We start from the raw sequence: 18,016 nt of genomic DNA on the forward strand, positions 1-18,016 counted from the left end.
AACTTGAAGTTGCGTGGTTTCGGGACCGTGTGTGCCGTCGCCGCGCTGCTGATCGGCTCGATCGCTAGCGCCGCGCCGAAGCGCGTCTTGGTGGTCGAGCGGGCAGTGTTGGTCATGCGCCACGGCATCCGCGCGCCGCTTGACGGCGAGGTGCCGTTGGACACCCGCACCGGTGCACCGTGGCCGGCTTGGCCTGTGGCTGAAAGCCGGATCACCCCGCATGGCGTGCGGGCCCTCGAACAGGTGGCGGCGTACGACCGAAGGTTGCTCGCGGCGCGCGGGTTGATGACGCCAAACGGGTGTCCGGCGGGTGTCGTCCGGATCAGATCGAACAGTTCCGATCGGACGATCGCGAGCGGGCAGGCCTATGCGGAGGGCCTTGCGCCCGGCTGCGATCTCGCCATCGAACACAAGCCGCTCGGTACCGCGGACGCGATCTTCGAGCCGTTGCGTGCACGGGCGACGGCCTTCGACGCGCGCGCAGCGATTGCATCCATCAACCATGAGACGGGTGGCATGGCGGCACTCGCCCGACGTCACGGCGCTGCGCTAGCGCGACTCGATCAGGTGCTTGGCTGTACGTCGGTGGAGCGGGGATGCGTCCCTGCTGGCACGCCGGCGGTCAGCGCAAGCGCCGATGGCCACGATCTCGTGCTGGCGGGGCCGATCCGCGCCGCCTCCGGTATTGCGCAGGTACTGCTGCTGCAGGAGGTCGAGGGCCTGCCACGCGAGAGCGTTGGTTGGGGCCGCGCGAATCCTGCGACTATCGAGCAGCTCGGCGCGCTGCATGCCGCCTTGTTCGCCGTGTACACGCATCCGTCCTATATGGCCGCGCATCAAGCCGCCGTGCTCGGCCGCGAGGTACTGGCAGCCTTGTCCTCGACGGGACCGCGGCTGACGGTGTTCATGGGGCATGACACCAACGTCACGGCGCTCGCCGCCGCGCTTCGGGTCGATCTGAAAGCGCCGGGCTATGCCACCAACGACGTTCCGCCGGGCGGGGCGCTGCTAATCGAACGCCTGCGTGACGCAAGCACCGGTGCCCGGGTCGTGCGGGTGTCGTACCGCACCCAGTCGCCCGAGACCCTCCGTGGGCTCGGGCAATCCGCTTCGCTCGTCGCGCTCAAGATCCCAGGTTGCGCGAGCCCATTGTGTCCCGCCACCACATTTTCCCGGCTGCTAGTTTCACACCTGGCTCCGCTGCAAACAGCTAGGTGACGCTCGAAGCAACCTTACCGCGTGTCCGGGGCGCCAACTAGAAACTCCGCACTCGTGGAGATTTCAACACAGCCCTCAGCAGAAGCCGACCAATAAATTAAAACTGCAGAGCGGCAGCGTCCTGCAAAGACCAGAACCGAATCAAATCAGCCGAAAATCGACAGTCGAACGATGCCATTAGGATCGGATTGGGAAGTCGAAACCCGTAAGATCAGGCGGGTCTTCTCAAGTATATTCATGCCAAACTTGCGACGCTAAAAAATGGGATCGGTCGTGCAGCGCAACGGCCGATCCCGGTGCCCTGTGCGCTATTTCGTCAGATCGGTGAAAAGTGAGCGGTAATAGGTGATCGCGAGCGGAATGTTGTCGATCGGGGTGCGTTCGTTGAGGCCGTGGCTGAAGTCGTCCGATTGCTTGATGAAGATCGGGCTGACGCCGTAGCTCGGCACGCCGACCGAGCGATACCACATCGAATCGCTCGCACCCGCCGACATGCTCGGGAAGATCGGCACGCCTGGACGGATCTTGCCCATTGCCGTCTTGACTGGGCCGGTCAGGTCCGCGCGCAGCGGCGAGGCGTCGGTCGGGTTCGATCCTTCGGTGACGTCGCTGAACTTCACACCCGGATCGGCGGCGACCCTGGCGAGTTCGGCCATCACTGTCTCGGGTTTCACGCCGGGAAAGATGCGGCAGTTGATGTTGGCGGTCGCACGCTGCGGCAGCGCGTTCAGGGCGTGGCCACCACTGACCATAGTCGTGACGCAGGTCGTGCCGATCTGGCCGACATAGCCGGTGTTGGCGGCGAGCGTTTCAATCGCCTTCTGGTCGGCAGGATTGGCGACGAACGCGCGCATCGCGGCGCCGAGTTCGGGGGTCTGACGCGGTGCGACGCCCTCGAAATAGCCTTTGGTGATCGGCGACAGCTGTGGCGTGAAGCGATACGCGCCGATCTTGACCAGTGCGGCGGAAAGCTCGTTGATCGCGTTGACCTTCCGCGGCGCGGACGAGTGTCCGCCGGGGTTCGTCACCTCGAGCTGGAAGTCGGCATAGGTCTTTTCGGCGGCGCCGATCGTGAAATACTCGGGTTTGCCGGCCTCGTCGTACAGTCCGCCGCCGCCGTCGATGTTGAGCGCCATCTCGCTGGCCTTGAGCTTTTCGGCGATCAGCGACGAGGTCTTCATCACCGTTTCTTCGTCGCCGGACAGCGCGAGGACGATGCCGCGCTTTGGCGTGTAGCCCGCCTTCTTCATGTCGAGCAGCGTCGCGATCGCGAGCGCTGCGTCGAGCTTCATGTCGGTGGCGCCACGGCCGTAGAGATATCCGTTCTCGACCACCGCGGTGAACGGATCGCGCTGCCAGTCGGCGGGCTTGGCCTCGACGACGTCGATATGTCCGGAGACGACGATCGGCTTCAGCGCCGGATCGCTGCCGTTCCACGTTGCGATCAGATAGGCGGTGTCGTCGACAGGGGTGATCGTGACGTCTGCAGCCGCAAAGCCGCCCGCGACCAATGTCTGCTTCAGATAGGCGGCGAGCTGCGGGGTCTGGTTGCCGGGACCACGCACGCTGCGAAACGCGATCATCTTCTTCGCGATTTCGAGACCGTTGGTGGCGGCTGGAGTCTGCGAGGAGGCCGGGATGCCGACCATTGCGGCGGTGCAGGCTAGTAGAAGCTTGAGCTTGGACGTCATCATCATCTTTCCTCGGAGAATTCTTATCCTCCCCTTTGCGGGGGAGGATCGCGACGAACCAATTCCTAGAACTTCGCTCCCGCGCGCAGGCCGATCGTCCGCGGCGTACTGCTGACGATGTAGGTGCGCTGCGAACACGTCCCGCACTGCTGGAACCGCGACAATTGCGCGCGTTCGTCCCACAGATTCTGGACGAACAACTCTAGCGTGTAGCCGGACAGGTCCGCGCCGATCGACGCATTGGCGGTCGTGTACGCCTTGAGTCGGCCGAAGCTCGCCGTCTGCGCCAGTCGGATATCCGCTGCTGCCGAACTTTGGTGCGCGACGAGCCCTTGAATATACGCCTTCGCCGTGCCGACCGGGACGCTGTAGCGCGCCGTCCCGCTTGCCTTGAAGCGTGGCGTGATCGGCAAGCGCGTGCCCTTCGGCGCAAGTACGTCGAGGCCAGTGCCGCTACAGGTCTGCGTGGCGCACAAGTCGTTGCGCGTCTTCGCATCGGTGTAGGACGCTGCCGCGGTCAGCGACAGGCCGCCCGTGGAGAAGTTCGCGTCCGCCTCCGCGCCCCTGATCCGAGCGTTCGGTCCGTTCTGGATGATCGTGAAGCTGTTCAGCCCCAGGAACGAGAACTGGAACTTGTCCCACGCCTGCTGGTAGATTGCGGCATTGAAGCGTAGCCGATCGAACAGCGTCGTCTTCAGGCCCAGCTCGTAATTGGTCAGGAAATCCGCGTCATACGGCGCAACGTCGCCGCGACGGTTGATCCCGCCCGGCCGGAAACCGCGCGAGAAGGTGGCATAGGCCAGTACCTTGTCACTTGGCTTGAAGGTCAGGTTGAAGCGATACGTGGCGCCTTGTCCCTGCGTCTTCTTGGGGACCAATCCGGTGGTCGTGTAGGTCGCGAGATTGGTGCAGGGCGATCCGGCCACCGCCGCCGGCAGCAGCGTGGAGGTATCGCCGCCGCTCCTATACGCCTCGCGGAGGGTCTGGCCGTTGGCCAGATAACAGCCCGCAACGCCCGTCAGGCTGCTGCCCGCCGCGTTGAACGGCGTCGCGGTGTAGGGCCGGCCATCGTCCGGATCGACCGCAGGATTACGCCCGAACCCGTAGAAGCCGATCAGCGAATTGTCGTAGATATACGCGCGGCCACCCGCGGTCGCGGTCAGGTTCGGCAGGATGTCGAAGCTCGCCTCGCCGAACATCGCGTAATCCTTGTCGACGCGCTCCTGCTTGGTCAGCCACAGCGTGCCGGGCGATCCGTTGACGGATACCGCGGTGCCGAGATTGGCGATCTGATAATCCTGGAAGATCGCGTTGGTCTGGCGCTGATAGAAGGCGCCGGCGACGATCCGGAACCGGTCCTCGACCGGCGATGCGACGCGCAGTTCCTGGCTGGTCTTCTTGAAATGATCGGTGCCGATGATCTTCTGCCGCGGATCGATCGTCCGGCCGGCATTGTCCTGATAATAGAAATAGCCAGCGAGCCCGCCGACCGACGAATAAGCCGAGTCATAGGCTTCGGCGTAATCGGTATAGTCGCTCGACGTGTACGTCTTCCGGTCGAGATACGCGCCGGCATAGGTGACGTCCCAGTTGCCGACCTTGCCCTCGATCGTCAGCGCGCCCTGGATGAACCGGTCGCGGCGGAACTCGGGGAAGAAATGCTGAACTTCGAGATCGCCGACCTTCGGGTCGTAGCCATAGGTGCCGTGGTTGCGCTGTTCCTGGTACAGAACGGTCGGCGTCACGGTCCAGTTGCTGTCGAGATCGACCTTCAGCGCCGCGCGGCCGCCATAGGTCTCGGTATCGTTGTAGTTCTTCTTCACGAACGCGGCGTTGTCGACGACCACGCCACCATTCGCTGATGTGCACGAGGTCGGGGTCGGTTCCGGAAGGTAGCTGCGGCACCCGGCGACGTTGTCGATGTACCCCGCATCGCGCTGATAGAAGCCGACCACGCGTAGCGCTGCGGACTGCGACAGCGGCATGTTGAGCATGCCTTCGACCTTGCTGCCGATCCCGCCCGACTTGACGCTGTTCACCTCGCCATCGACGCGGCCGTAAAAGTCGCTCGTGTCGGGCTTGTTGGTGATGATCCGGATCGTGCCTGCTTCGGACGACGCGCCGTACAGCGTGCCCTGTGGCCCGGCGAGGCTCTCGATCCGGGCGATGTCGTAGATGTGGACGTCGAGCGTGCCGCCGATCGTCGTCACCGGCTGCTCATCCAGGTAGGTGCCGACCGAGGGCAGGGGGCCCGAATGATTGCCATCGCCGCCCGATGCGACGCCGCGCATGTAGACGACGGTCGATCCTGGCTGCGTCGTCTGGAACGATACCGACGGCAGTAGCTGCGTATATTGGTTGAAGTTCGAGATGTTGAGATCGTCGAGCCGCTTGGTGCCGATCGCCTGGATGCTGATCGGGACGTTCTGGATGTTCTGATCGCGCTTCTGCGCGGTGACGACGATGTCGCCTTCATACTCGCCGGCGGTCTGCGCGGTAGGGGCGGTCTGCTTGGCCGGTGCCGGTGCCACGGCAGGGCCAGTCTGAGCGTGAGCGGAAGACACTATCGCAGAAGAGGCCAAGAGCGAGCCGATCAACAACCGACGATCGAATATGTGCATGCGCGAGCCCCCAAGCGTTTATGCGCAGAGACTGTGGTGCAGTGCAGCGAACGTCAAACAAAGCTGGCCTATTTTGCAGCTTTATTACGTGAGCGTGACGTTTTTACCACGGATCATGCGCGTAGCAGGTCGCCAAGTGCGGTTTTCAGCGGATCGAGCCACATTTCGTACGGCCGCCAGGCATCGACGCCGTCACGGTTGATCGGCCGACGCACCTGTTCGGAACTGGCGGTGCGGACCGCGCGCTCGGTCTCGTGGAAGGCGAGGCATGCGGGTTCGTAGTCGAGGCCACACGCTGCGAGCAGCGCACGGACCTCGACCTCGGTGTTTTCAAGCAGGGCTTCGTGATCGACGCGGTGGACGCGGCCCGGCAGCACCGCGTCGACATGCGTCATCAGCCGGACATAGTCGCGGTAATAGCGGCCGAGATCGTCGAGCGAATAACTGAACGTCTGCCCCCGCGCGTAATGCTGCTTGAAGTTCGAGAAGCAGCAGTCGAGCGGGTCGCGCCGCGCGTCGATGATCCGCGCATTGGGCAAGGCGAGGTGGATCAACGCGGTATGCGCCCAATTGTTGGGGAGCTTGTCGATGAAGAACGGGCGATCGGTGCGCCGCTGGATCGCGGCACGACGCAGATACTCCTCGCCGATCTCGCGCAGTGCATCCGCAGAGAGGGTGGCGATGCCCTGCGGATAGTCGGCGATGCGGCGGGCGAGCGCGGGCATGTCGGGGAGTTCGGTGGTGCCCTCGACGCGGCTATGGCTGGCGAGGATCTGCTCGATCAAAGTCGAACCCGCACGCGGCATGCCAAGGACGAAGATCGGGTCGGGTGCCTCGCATCCCTGGCCGCGGCGCGCGTCCAGGAAATCGGGCGTCAGCAGCGCGATGCTGCGGTCGACGAATATGCGCGTTTCGTCGGCGTCGTACACGATCCGGGTCCGGCGGAGTGCGTTGCCCGCCGCGTAATGCGCGAACGACTGCACAGGTTCTCGGCGATCCTCGAATGCCTTGCCGAGCGCGAAATCGAGATGGAAGCGGTCCTCGTCATCCAGATCGTCCCGAGCGAGGCCAGCCTCCATCGATGCGATATCGGCGTCGTCGAACCGTACCGTCTTGAGATTGGCGAGGCTCCACCACGCGTCGCCGAGGGTCGGCAACAGCGCCAACGCGCGGCGATAGGCGGCAATACCGTCGTCGCGACGCCCCACCGTCTTGAGCATGTGACCGTAGCTCAGCCACACGCGCGGCTGGCCCGGCGCGTCGTGCAGTACTTTTTCATACAGCGCGATCGCATCCTCGAACCCGCCGAGCCGCCCAAGGGCAGCCGCCTTCAGGTTCGCATGTCCGGGATTGTCCGGCTCGTCGGCGATCACCGCGTCGAGCAAGGTCAGCGCTTCGGGCGCGCGGTTCTGGCGGTACAACACGAGCGCGAGGTTCGCGCGCGCCGCGGTAAAGCCCGGCGCCAGTTCGACCGCACGGCGCAGCAATACCTCCGCATCGCCGTACCGCCCGATCCGCCCGGCCAGTTCGGCCAGCATCCGGATCGCCCGCGCATCGAACGGATCGCGCTTGAGATACGCCTTCAGCAGCGGTTCGGCGACGTGAAGCTGGTTGTCGTGGAGCGCGAGCGCGGCCTGCATCAGGTCGCTCGGCCAACGATGGTTCGGGGTGGGTGCCATTACCCCAACTTTCGGTGCCCGCCATGCAGGCGTCAAGCGCGAAGGTAGGACGGAGGTTTTTCCACCGACACGTCGTGTAGTCGGCAAAGACATCGCGGTCGCAGATTTCGTATCGTGAGGATCAGTCAGCGATGAAAGCTCGTGTTTCTAAGGGCTGTTTGCGGCCTCTCGTCTTGTAACAGCAGTTCGCAGGCATGGGCGCCGAGGGCTTCATGTGGAATGGATGTAACGACCTAAAGTCTAAACTTTGTTTGTTCGTTACGTCGCTGAACGGAAACGTGGGGACGCACTCGCGCCCCCATGTCCATTTCAATATTTTACACGAAGACGCGTGTAGTAGAAGCCGCCGTTGAAGCCGAACGGGCCACCACCGCGCGGGTAGACCTGGCCGTCGGACGTGCCGCCGGTCAGGGGATAGATCTGCACCGTTCCGTTCGCCGCGAGGCGATCGGGGTGTTCGTCGGTAAAGTTCTGCGCGCCGATCGACAGGGTGAAATGCTCGGCGAAGACATAGCTTACTTCGAGATCGGTGACGAACTTGCCGCCGAAAACCTGGTTGGGCGTCGCCCCGGTCACGATGCCGTTGGTCAGGATGTTGGTGACGCCGTAATCCTGCGCCGCGGTGAACGAGCTGTAGTAATTCTCGCGGACATTGAAGCTCAGATTATCCAGCGACCAATTGGCGTTGAAGACGATGCGATGCTTCGGCGCCAGGTTTTCCGCATCGATAAGGATGGGGAAATTGATCACACGAGAATCGTAGTCGGTAACCTTGGTCTTGTTGTAGTTGTACGCCAGTGAGAAGTTCAACTGAGCATCGCTGAGCTTCGTGCGGTAGGTGGCGACGACGTCGATGCCGCGGGTCTGCGTCTTGAAGCCATTGGTGAAATACTGGACCTGACCATCGACGCCAACGGCTTGCAGTGCCGGTTGCGCCGCGACCGCCGCTGCGGTGACGATAAAGGGCGAGGTAAGGCCGATGCGGTTGCGGAGGTCGATCTGGTAGCCGTCGACCGTGATCGTCATGCCCCGGACAGGCTCCAGGATGACGCCCAAGCCATAGTTGGTCGACTTTTCGGGCGTCAGAGGTTCGGCGCCGTAATATTGTGCGGGCGCGCTGTTGACCGGATAGGTGCCCGCCTGGAACGCGTTGCCGCCGTTGAACGAGGTCGTGACGATCGAGACGTTCGACTGGCCCGGGGAAGGCGCATGGAAGCCGGTGCCGAAGCTGCCGCGAACCGAGAACCCTTCGACGAACTTGTAAAGTGCGTTGACCTTGCCGACCCAGGCATCGCCGAACGTGTTGTAATGCTCGTACCGCCCTGCCGCGCCGACCGTTAGCGCGTCGGTGATATCGGTTTCAAGACCTACATAAGCGGCATAGGCTTTCTGGTCGAACTTGCCCGCGGTGGCCGGGCTGGTGCCGGCATAGCCACTCGCGCCGACGCCCTGCGCCGCGGTCGTACCGGAGGCGGTATACACGCCCGGCGCGGTCAGCGTGTAGAGCCGTTGCGCGACGGCGTAGGGACCGGCCGCATAGGACTGCGTATCGCCCGCGGTCTGCTCGTAGGTTTCCTTGCGGAATTCACCACCGGCCGAGATCGTCAGCGGCGCCGCGAGCCCGAGGTCCGCCGCGTAGGTGAAGTCGGCGTTGAAGTTCACTTCCTTCTGGATCAGGTCGCCGAAATCGAAGCTCGTCTGGGTCGCCGGCCCGTAGGAAAAGTTGGCCGAGTTATACATCGAAAGCGACAGCTTGTTGCGGGCCAGCGTGCCCGACAGGTCATAGCTCAAATCGCCGCTGGTGCCCTTGTAGCCGAGCACGCCGTAGAGTTCCTGCGACTTGCCGACGAAGCGCGGCGTGAAGCCGGCCGGATAGAGCTGGTTGAACTTGAAGATGTTGCCGTCCCGTACGAAGCCGCCGGTCGGGCAGGTCGCGTTGCCGGTCGGGCAGGGGGTCAGGAAGAACGTGTTGTTGAACGCGCCGTTCGCACCCTGATTGCGGACCACCCCGGCTGAATCGACTGCGGTGCTGCTCACGGGCGCACGGTAGTTGAAGCTCTGGTTGCCCTTGCTCTGCGCGAAGTTGCCGAAGAAATAGAGTTTGCTGTCGGGGGTGACGTTGATCGCCGTGTTGAGCACCGACTTGAAGCCGTGCGAGGGCGAATTGCCCCAGATCTGCACGGGGCCGGGGAAATTGGGCAGCTGCGTCGCGAGCGCCGGGAAGTTCTGCGCGAAGTTCGCCGCCGATGGGCGGGTTCGACCACGGCTGGTTTGCCCCTCGTCGACATATTCGCCGGTCGCGTTGATGAAGCCCCAGTCGCCCTTCAGGCCCGCATTGCCGGCGATCTGGTAACTTTCGCCGTCTCCCGCATAATATTGCCCGGTGCGACCGACCAGTTCGATGCCCTGATCTTGGCGCAGGCCATAGTTCAGTACGCCGGCGATCGCGTCCGAGCCATATTGCGCGGTGGCGCCTTCGCGCAGCACCTGGAGATTGCCGATCGCGAGCGACGGAATTGCCGAGATGTCGGGACCCTGGGCACCGCGGCCAAGCCCGGTATCGCTGCCGCCGTAGACCTGCACCAGTGCCGACCGGTTGTAGCGTTTGCCGTTCAGCATCACGAGGACCTGGTCACCCGACAGGCCACGAAGCGATGGCGAGCGAACGAAGGTCGACGCGTCCGAGATCGAGTTCTGGCCGGCATAGAAGGACGGTACGATGTTCTTGAGCGCATCGATCATGTTGGCGGCAGGCTGCGTGGTTAGGTCGTCCGCACTGATGATGTCGACGGGCGAGGGCGAGTTGGCCAACGTACGGTCGGTACGTCGCGTACCAAGCACAAGGATCTCACTCGTTGGTTCGGCCTCCACGGGTGCAACCCCTTGGGGAGTGGTGTCCTGAGGGGAGCCTGTAGCCGCGTCCTGTATGGTATCTCGTTCGGCTGCGAAGGCGGCGGGGCACGATAGTAGTGCAACCGCCAGTGCGACGGTCGAAGTCGTGTATCTGATCATCTAAAGCCCCCTTGGAAAACCTAGCTCTTCAAAAGTCTTCTCCAGATGTTCCCGTTCTCGATCGTCGATTGTGTTCGGCGTATCGAAACGCTTTTTGACCAGCCCTGCGAATGTCGTGACGGTGTCATTTCACTGCATCGTCATCGTGCACCAAACGGCCACAACGGACGTGTTCTAGCAATCGAAAACTTCGTACATCGTCACGCATCTGCAACAATGTTGCATTTTTACCGCATTTTGGTGAGTTGGAGCCAGTGCTGGCGGGGGCTGCGAAGCGCGATTCACCCAATGAACGAATGGCAGAAGTCAGAACGCCGGAATCTTTGTAAGATGTCCGTGATCAAGTCCGACCGGAAGTTTTATTCTAGGGGCGCCCTTGTCGACAGTGGATCCAAGGTTAGGGCCAGTGCCGAAGCACCGGCCCACCACGGTGTTACGTCAGACGACAGTGCCTTTGGCTCGCTTGCGAACCAAGATTGACCGTAAGGCGCTCAGTCCGGCGTCTTATCTCAAAATGCGACCTTGAACTGACCGCCGATGATCCGCGGTTCGTTGATCATGCCCGTCAGGTTGTTGAAGTCGATCGCGCTGATGCTGCGATACTGGTTGGTGATGTTGCGGACGAACGCGCCGACCTCATACCCTTGCGGCGATTTATAGCCGACCTTGAGGCCGCCTTCGAGCGACGACTTGCCGGTGAACTCGACGGCTTCGTACAGGAAGAAGTTGATGCGGCTGCGATAGACCCAGTCGGTATAGGCATAGACCTCGCCGCCATTGCCGAGCGGGATCCCGTAGCGCGCGGTCCAGTTGGCGATCCAGCGGGGCGCCTGGGGAAGATCGTTGCCGTCGATCACCGCGAACCCGTTGACGATCGGATCCAGCACGGTGCAGGTCGCGCATACCCCGACGCCGATATTTCGATCGCGAATCTCGGTGAAGTTGTAGCTGCCGCTCGCGGTCAGCGTCAGTTCCGGCAATGGCCGCGCCTCGAACTCTCCCTCGACGCCGTAGCCGATCGCCTTGTTCGCGCTGATCAGGCGTGCCGAATTGCTGCTGCCGCCGACCGCAGTGATCTGCAGGTCCTTGGTGCTGTACCAATAGGCGTCGAGCGAGAAGTTCACTTTCCGGTCGAGCAGCGTGCCCTTGAAGCCGCTCTCGCCCGAGAAGGTCGTCTGCTTCGGCGCGGTGCTCTGGACGCTGCCGAAGGTCACGCGGTCCTGGATCGCGGGGCCCTGATAGCCGGTCGCGAGCCGCGAATAGACGTTGATCGCCGGCGTCAATTCATAGGTCGCGCTCGCGTCCCAGGTCACGTTCGAGCCACGAACGACCGCGCGCGCGGGCAGCGTATCGCTGATCCCGGTGCCGGGGATCGGTGCTGTGACGAGGTCGTTGCGATAGTCGTGCGAATAGCGGACGCCCGCGCGGAGCGTCAGCAAGTCGACGGGCTTGGCCTCGATCGAGGCGAACGCGCCGTAATTCTCGTTGCGGTTGTCGTGGTAGATATCCTGGTCGAGGTCGGTCGCGCGCGATCCGGTACCGCCGAACGCATAGTCATACTGGTGATAGCGCAGCGTCTGGTGGAAATAATACAGACCACCCTGGAGGCGGATGCCGTTCATGTCCTCGCTGGCGTAGCGGAGCTCCTGGCTGAACTCCTTGGGCTTGGTCAGGCCGCCGGTGTTCGACGGGAACAGTCCGACGCCGATCGTGCCGATCGTTCCGCCGAGGAACGTGTAGTTGTTGCCACCGTCGACATCGCCGGTGCTCTCGACCTTGGCCTGCTCGTATCCGGTGACAGAGTAGAAGGTGCCGATGCCGTCGAGGTGATAGTCGAGCCGGAGGTTGGTACCCCACTGCGTGAGGCTCTGGCTGGTGTAACCGTCGAGCGTGACGTGCTTGGGGTCGAAGCCGGTGTTGAAGTCGTTGGTCCCCGGCTTGAACAGTCCGGCGCGGAAGATGCGTGGCGAGCCCGTCAGGTCGCGGACATGGACGTTGAGCAAGGCGTTGAAGTCGCTGCTGGTATAGCCGAGCTGGAAGCGGCCGGCGACGTCGCGATAGCCCTCGAGCTTGCGATCCGCATTGCCCGTCGTGGAATCGTTCTTCACCCAGTCGTCGCGCGACTGGATGATCCCCGACGCGCGGAACGCGAAGCCGTTGCCGATCGGAAGGTTGAGCGCAGCCTCGCCGTTGATCGTGTTGTAGGTCGCCCAGGATCCGGTCGCATAGCCCGAGACCTTGTCCGGGTTCGGCTTGGCGGAATCGATCTTCACGACGCCCGCCGGCGTGTTGCGCCCGAACAACGTGCCCTGCGGACCGCGCAGCACTTCGACGCTTTGCAGATCGAAGACCGGGAACGACTTCAGCATCGGGTTCTCGAGCGCGACGTCGTCATACACCACCGACACCGGCTGCGCGGCGTTGGGATCGAAATCGGTGTTGCCGAGGCCGCGGATGTAGAAGCGCGGGAAGGTCCGTCCGAACGACGATTCGACCTGGAGGCTCGGCGTGCGGCCAGCGAGGAAGCGGATATCGAGGCCGCTCGAATTGAGCACGTCGAGCTTCTCGCCACTGATCGCGGTGACCGCGAGCGGGACATCCTTCGATGATTCCCGGCGGCGGGTCGCGGTAACCACGATCTCACCGACGCCTTGGTCGCTCGCCGGATCGCTCGCCGCTTGTGCAGCCGGCACGTGTTCCTGTGCGATGGCGGGCACGGCGAAAACGAGCAGCGGCGCGCTGGCGGCGAGCAGTCGGGCGATGGCAGACGTACGAACGGGCAAGCGAATCATGGATGGTCCCCCCTTGGGCTTCGAACATCCTCCTGCGTTGATCCGTGTGACCCGGATCCGTCGCCAATCGGTAACATCACTGCAACGCGCGGCAATAGACACGATCAGGTGCGATGCATTTTTCCTGGCACCGCGACATCTTTGCCCCATTGCCTGTCCGTACCCTGCAACCGTTGCGGATCGCGCATCGGCTTGTCCTGCCCGACTTCGGATTCTAGGAAGCCCCGCCCGCCCCCAAGTGGCGTAAATACATAGTCGTCATCGCTCCGCGCGAGTTTTAACCCATCGCGGCCCTCGTCCTAGTCGATGAAGTCGCTGAGCAGAAAGATGCTAGCCCTGCGCTGTCGTGCAGAGGCGGGCCGTGCAAAGGCGGACCGTGCATATGCCAGCCGCGCCGCCCACGCCTGCCAGAACCGTGCGTCGCGATAATTCTTACGTCGTGCGCCTGCAACGGGACGATCATGCTCCCGATCAGACCCATGTCGGCTTGATACCGCTCCGGACGAATGCTTTACCGTTGCTCGGGTATAAGCGCCTTGCGTATCGGCTCTACCCAACGACCCTTGTCGATGTCGTACAGGATGAAGTCGCTGTCGAACTGCCAATACGCCCATGGGAAGCCATGCGCCTCGGCCTCGCGGCGGACGGTCGCCGTGTAACGGGCACGTGCCTCAATTGGCGTGCCGCTTTTCTCATACGCGCCGAACTCGCCCATCAGTACGGGGCGGTCGTTCGCGCGCGACCATGCACCGACCTTGTCGTAATCGGCCTTGATCCTCGCCTCGTCGGCGGCTGTGAAGGGCACGTCCTTCAGTCCGGCGGTTTCCGGCGACCAAGGTGCCCCCTGGTGGGTGAATCGGAAAGGCTCGTACGAGTGGAAGGTGACGAGAATGTTCCGGTCGGATTTGGGCAGTTCGAGTCCGGGCAGTTCTTCCAGATTGTTCCAGCGGGTTGGCCCCACGACGAGCGTCCGGCCCGGATTTGTCGCGCGTACAGCAGGGATGAGCCTGCTCAGCATCGCGTTCCACCGGGGACCATCCAGAGGCGCGTGCGGCTCGTTCAGCAATTCGAACAGAACGCTGTCCGGCGCGTCGCGATAGCGTGCCCCGATCTGTTCCCAGAACGCGATCAGCCTGGGTTCGCACGCGTCCGGCGCTTCCGAGCACAGGTTGAAGTCGTGCTCGTCGAGAATGACGCTCAAACCGGCGGCGGTCGCGTCCTTGACGACACCATCGAGCGTTGCGAGCCACTTCGGATCGAGGCGGTTTCCGGCATCCATGTGCTTGAAGGACTGGAGCACGACCCGGACGAAATCGAACCCGCCCTGCTTGATGATCCGGAAATGACGCGGCTTGAACCGTGCCTTCTGGGGATCGTCCCACAGCGGATCGTATCCGATGATGTTGACGCCGCGGTGGAGGCGCGACGCGGTGCGCCATGCCGGCCCGGTCGCCGTCGCCGGACTGTCGGATGTCCGTATCGCTGCTTTTGCGACGCCGTCATGCGAGTAAGCGACAGTCGGAGCGGCGAGGGCCACCGCCGCACCCAACACATATCTGAAGAGCACGGATGTCTTCCTTTCGATAACGTATCGCAAACTGCAGCTCTCTGTTGCGGACGCAATGACAGGAAGCTGCAGCATTGACGACGGTGTCAGGCCTGCGCCTGGGTTAGAACTTCAGCCGCGTGGTCAGCGAGAATCGACGATCGTTCTTGAAGTAACTGCGCGGCGCGCGCAGCCCCTCGGCATTGACGACCGATTCCGTCTTCGTCGTGCTGTCGAGGAGATTTACCCCCTGGAACCCGATCTTGAAGTTGTCGTTGACCGAGTACAGGATCGTCCCGTCGAGCTGCCCGAACGCACTGGCATAGATCGGCAGGAATGGCGCGATCTCGTCACGGATCGTCAGCAAATACCTCGATCGCCAGTTGTACGCGGCGCGCAACGACAATGGTCCCTTTTCATAGAATAGCGTGCCGTTGATCGTATGGCGCGAAAGCCCTTCGAGCGGCAGGCGAGAGACGTCGATCGTCGTGGTCGGCGAAGTGGCCTGTGCGCCGCGGCCCTGCGGGATGTTGGACGGGTCGACAAAGGTATAGTTGGCCTGCACGCCGAGCCCAGACAGCAGCCCCGGAAGGAAATCATAGGTCTGCTGATAGGCGACTTCGAAGCCCTTCACGTTGCTGTGGCTGTCCGCGTTCTGTGGCGCCACGAACAACACGTTCTGGGTGATGCCCTTGTTCGTGATCGAGCGGGTTTGCGCCACGTTCGCGACGATGACGTTCGACAGATCCTTGTAAAACGCCGCCGCGGTCAACGACCCGACCTTTGCGAAATACCATTCCGCGGTGAGATCGAACTGGTTCGCCTCGACGGGTTTCAGGAACGGATTGGAATTCCGGCTGCCGCCTTCGAGCTGGAACACCGAAAGCCCGCTGGTCGGTGCGATCAGGGTCGTGCTCTGCAACTGCTCGAAGCCCGGCCGCGAGATCGCCTTCGAATAGGCGAAGCGCGAGATCAGGTTCGGCGTGATGCCAACCTTGAGGTTGAAGCTCGGCAGGAAGTGATCGAAGCGGTTGCGTGTCGTCTGGTTGATCGCGGTTCCATTGGAAAACGTCAGAACGTCCTGCTGCTGCGCCGATGTAAGGCCGCAGAACGGGCTCGTCTGTGCGGGCTGGCCACAGAAGGTCGCGACGCTGGCAGCGCTGCCGATGATCTGGTTGCGCGTCGGGAACGTGAAGAAGCCGTTCGCCTTGTCCGTCGTCTGGATGTAGCGGAGGCCGACGTTACCCGAGACCTTCAGGCCTCCGAACAGGTCGTTGCCCTGCGTACCGAAGTCGAGCCGGGCGTATGCAGCTTTGGTCTCTTCGGAATTGGTGTAAACCTCGCTCGGCAGGAAGCTGGTGCCGGCGACCACGCCCGCGCGCTGGGCGGCAGGCGTCCATCCGCCCGAATTCGCACCCTTCTGGTTGCGCCAGATTGCATTGACCGCCTGTGCCTGTGCGGTGATGGCATCGTAGCTGGATGCCGGATTTCCGTTGATGTAATTTGCGCCGAGCCCGGACGGACCGTCGCCGCGGAACACATTATCGAAGCTGAACAGGCCGTAGCCGTTCGAGTTGGTGTCCGCAAAGGTGACGGGACCCGACCCATCCCAGACTTCGCTCAGCACGCCCCAGTTATACAGCGAATACCGCACCGTCTGGTCGCGGTCGGCATAGCGTGCACCGACCTTGGCCTTCTTCAGGAAGCTGTCGTCGCCGAAATCATACGTTGCGTCCGCCTTGAACGCCCATTCATGGCCCTTGTTGTCCTCGAAATGGTCCATCGCAGCGCGATAATAGCTGTTCGCCGGATCCGCGAAATACGCCTGGCTGTTGGCACCGTTAGGGGCGAGGAAGCTGATGTCGGGCGTATTGCCGGTGAGGTCGAGCGCGACGTCCGAGAACGTCGATCCATAGACCGAAAGATCCGTCTGCTTCGTGGTCGATTTTACATACTGGCCATCGAAGTTGAAGGACAGCTTTTCGGTTGCCTGCCACTTCACGTTGCCGCCAAAATCATTGGTCACTGCACGCGTCTTCACGCCGCGATTCGAAAGCTGCGTAACCATGCCGCGTTGCTGTCCACCGGCCGGTACGTAACCGCGGTCGAGCGAAATCGTACCAGTTTCGAAAAGGCCGTCGTCGCCAAAGGTATAGTTGGTCCCCGGCCGCGGCGCGGTGGCGCGGTCGATGCCGTCGGACACGGTTTCCACGGTGCGCTCGCCCCAGGTCTGGCGTGCGTCGCTGCGCACGAACTGCAGCGTAGCGAGCAGCGACTTGTCGTTCGATTCGAACTGCAGCGCGCCTGCCGCACCGATGCGCTCGCGGTTGAACTCCTGCGTCCGTACGCCGGCGCCCACTGGCGCGTACGCCACCTGGCCCGGGGCAAGCCCTGCCAGGGTGTCGGTTTCGTTAACCCCGTCGCCGTTGATGTCCTGCGAACCGTTGAAGCGGGCCTGGTAGTTCGTGACCTGCAGGCCGTCCGCGCGGCTGAAGAGCTGCGAATACGACCCGCCGACGAGCACGCCAAACCGACCAATGCTCGTGTCGAAGTTCTTCGACGCAAGGCCTGAGATGGAGGGTGAGCCCTTCTTGGAAAAATCGCCGTAGTTCATGTCCGCGGACACGTAGACGACCGGTTCCTTGCTATCGAAAGGCTTGCGCGTGTTGAGGACGACCGTTCCGGCGATCCCGCCCTCGATCTGGTCGGCGGTCATGTTCTTGTAGACTTCGACCGAGCCGAGCAATTCGGGCGAGACGTCCTGGAAGTTGAGCGCGCGGCCGCCATTGACCGAGAAGCTGTCGCGACCGTTGAATTCGGAGCGGACGTAGTTCAGTCCGCGAATGACGATCCCGGAACCCTCGACCGAGAAGTGATCGGAGTCGTTGCCGGCTGCGAAGCGGCTGATCGAGACGCCGGGAACGCGCTGGAGCGCCTCCGTTACCGAGCGGTCCGGCAGGGCGCCGATATCTTCGGCAGTGATCGCGTCCACGACGGTGTCGGCATCGCGCTTGATACCCTGCGAGTTCGCCAGGCTGGCGCGGATGCCGGTAACGACGATTTCGTCACCGGTTGCTGCGTCGGTCTGGGCCGCAACGGGATCCTGCCCCGTAGCCGGCGTCCCCGTCTGCGCGTCGGGTGCGGCGGCGCCGGACACTACGGGATCGGTCGACCGCGATATGCCGCCATCCTGGGAATTGGTCGTGGGCGCGGTCGGTTGCGTCACCGTCTGCGCGAAGCCTTGCACACCGGACGTGAGTGCCAATGCGGACACACCGATACCCAGCGAGCGGACGAAAGATAGGTGCGCGCTACGCGAGGCAATGACGTGCATTCAGTTTCTCCCCCGAGGCCGAGCTGCGAATGTGCGCCGACTCTCTTTCTCGCAAATACGCGAGTGATGGTGCTCGGTAGCTCGCGTTCCGGCGGCAGGACAATGTTTGACGTGTGGTCCTGA

Annotated in this window: 8 protein-coding genes; 1 reads left to right on the plus strand and 7 read right to left on the minus strand. The window is 62.8% G+C overall.

What is annotated here, in order from left to right; translation table 11 throughout:
• The first annotated feature begins 3 nt into the window (after positions 1–3).
• Positions 4–1,218 (plus strand): histidine-type phosphatase, encoded by a 1,215-nt coding sequence (locus E5673_RS04005; protein ID WP_210731801.1) that lies wholly within the window; start codon positions 4–6, stop codon positions 1,216–1,218.
• A 308-nt stretch (positions 1,219–1,526) separates the two neighbouring features.
• On the opposite strand, the gene E5673_RS04010 is transcribed toward E5673_RS04005, so the two are convergent.
• From E5673_RS04010 to E5673_RS04040, 7 genes are all read right to left on the minus strand, one after another.
• Positions 1,527–2,915 (minus strand): M20/M25/M40 family metallo-hydrolase, encoded by a 1,389-nt coding sequence (locus tag E5673_RS04010; RefSeq protein WP_136189028.1) that lies wholly within the window; start codon positions 2,913–2,915, stop codon positions 1,527–1,529.
• Between the two features lie 59 nt (positions 2,916–2,974).
• A complete protein-coding gene (locus E5673_RS04015) occupies positions 2,975–5,530 on the minus strand; it encodes a TonB-dependent receptor (protein WP_136189029.1) in 2,556 nt (851 codons plus the stop codon).
• 113 nt (positions 5,531–5,643) lie between these two features.
• Positions 5,644–7,209 (minus strand): sulfotransferase, encoded by a 1,566-nt coding sequence (locus E5673_RS04020; protein WP_247599564.1) that lies wholly within the window; start codon positions 7,207–7,209, stop codon positions 5,644–5,646.
• Positions 7,210–7,518: 309 nt separating this feature from the next.
• The gene (locus E5673_RS04025) at positions 7,519–10,080 is read right to left on the minus strand and encodes a TonB-dependent receptor (protein ID WP_247599565.1); all 2,562 of its coding nucleotides are present in this window, start codon (positions 10,078–10,080) and stop codon (positions 7,519–7,521) included.
• 650 nt (positions 10,081–10,730) lie between these two features.
• Positions 10,731–13,013 carry a TonB-dependent receptor gene (locus tag E5673_RS04030; protein ID WP_247599566.1) on the minus strand — a complete coding sequence of 761 codons (2,283 nt, stop codon included), beginning with the start codon at positions 13,011–13,013 and terminating at the stop codon, positions 10,731–10,733.
• Between the two features lie 511 nt (positions 13,014–13,524).
• A complete protein-coding gene (locus tag E5673_RS04035) occupies positions 13,525–14,580 on the minus strand; it encodes a glycoside hydrolase family 5 protein (RefSeq protein ID WP_247599567.1) in 1,056 nt (351 codons plus the stop codon).
• Positions 14,581–14,683: 103 nt separating this feature from the next.
• Positions 14,684–17,893: a TonB-dependent receptor gene (locus tag E5673_RS04040; RefSeq protein WP_136189032.1), complete on the minus strand. Its 3,210-nt coding sequence runs from the start codon at positions 17,891–17,893 to the stop codon at positions 14,684–14,686.
• Positions 17,894–18,016 lie beyond the last annotated feature (123 nt).

The sequence above is a fragment of the Sphingomonas sp. PAMC26645 genome, from assembly GCF_004795835.1.
Taxonomy (GTDB): Bacteria; Pseudomonadota; Alphaproteobacteria; order Sphingomonadales; family Sphingomonadaceae; genus Sphingomonas.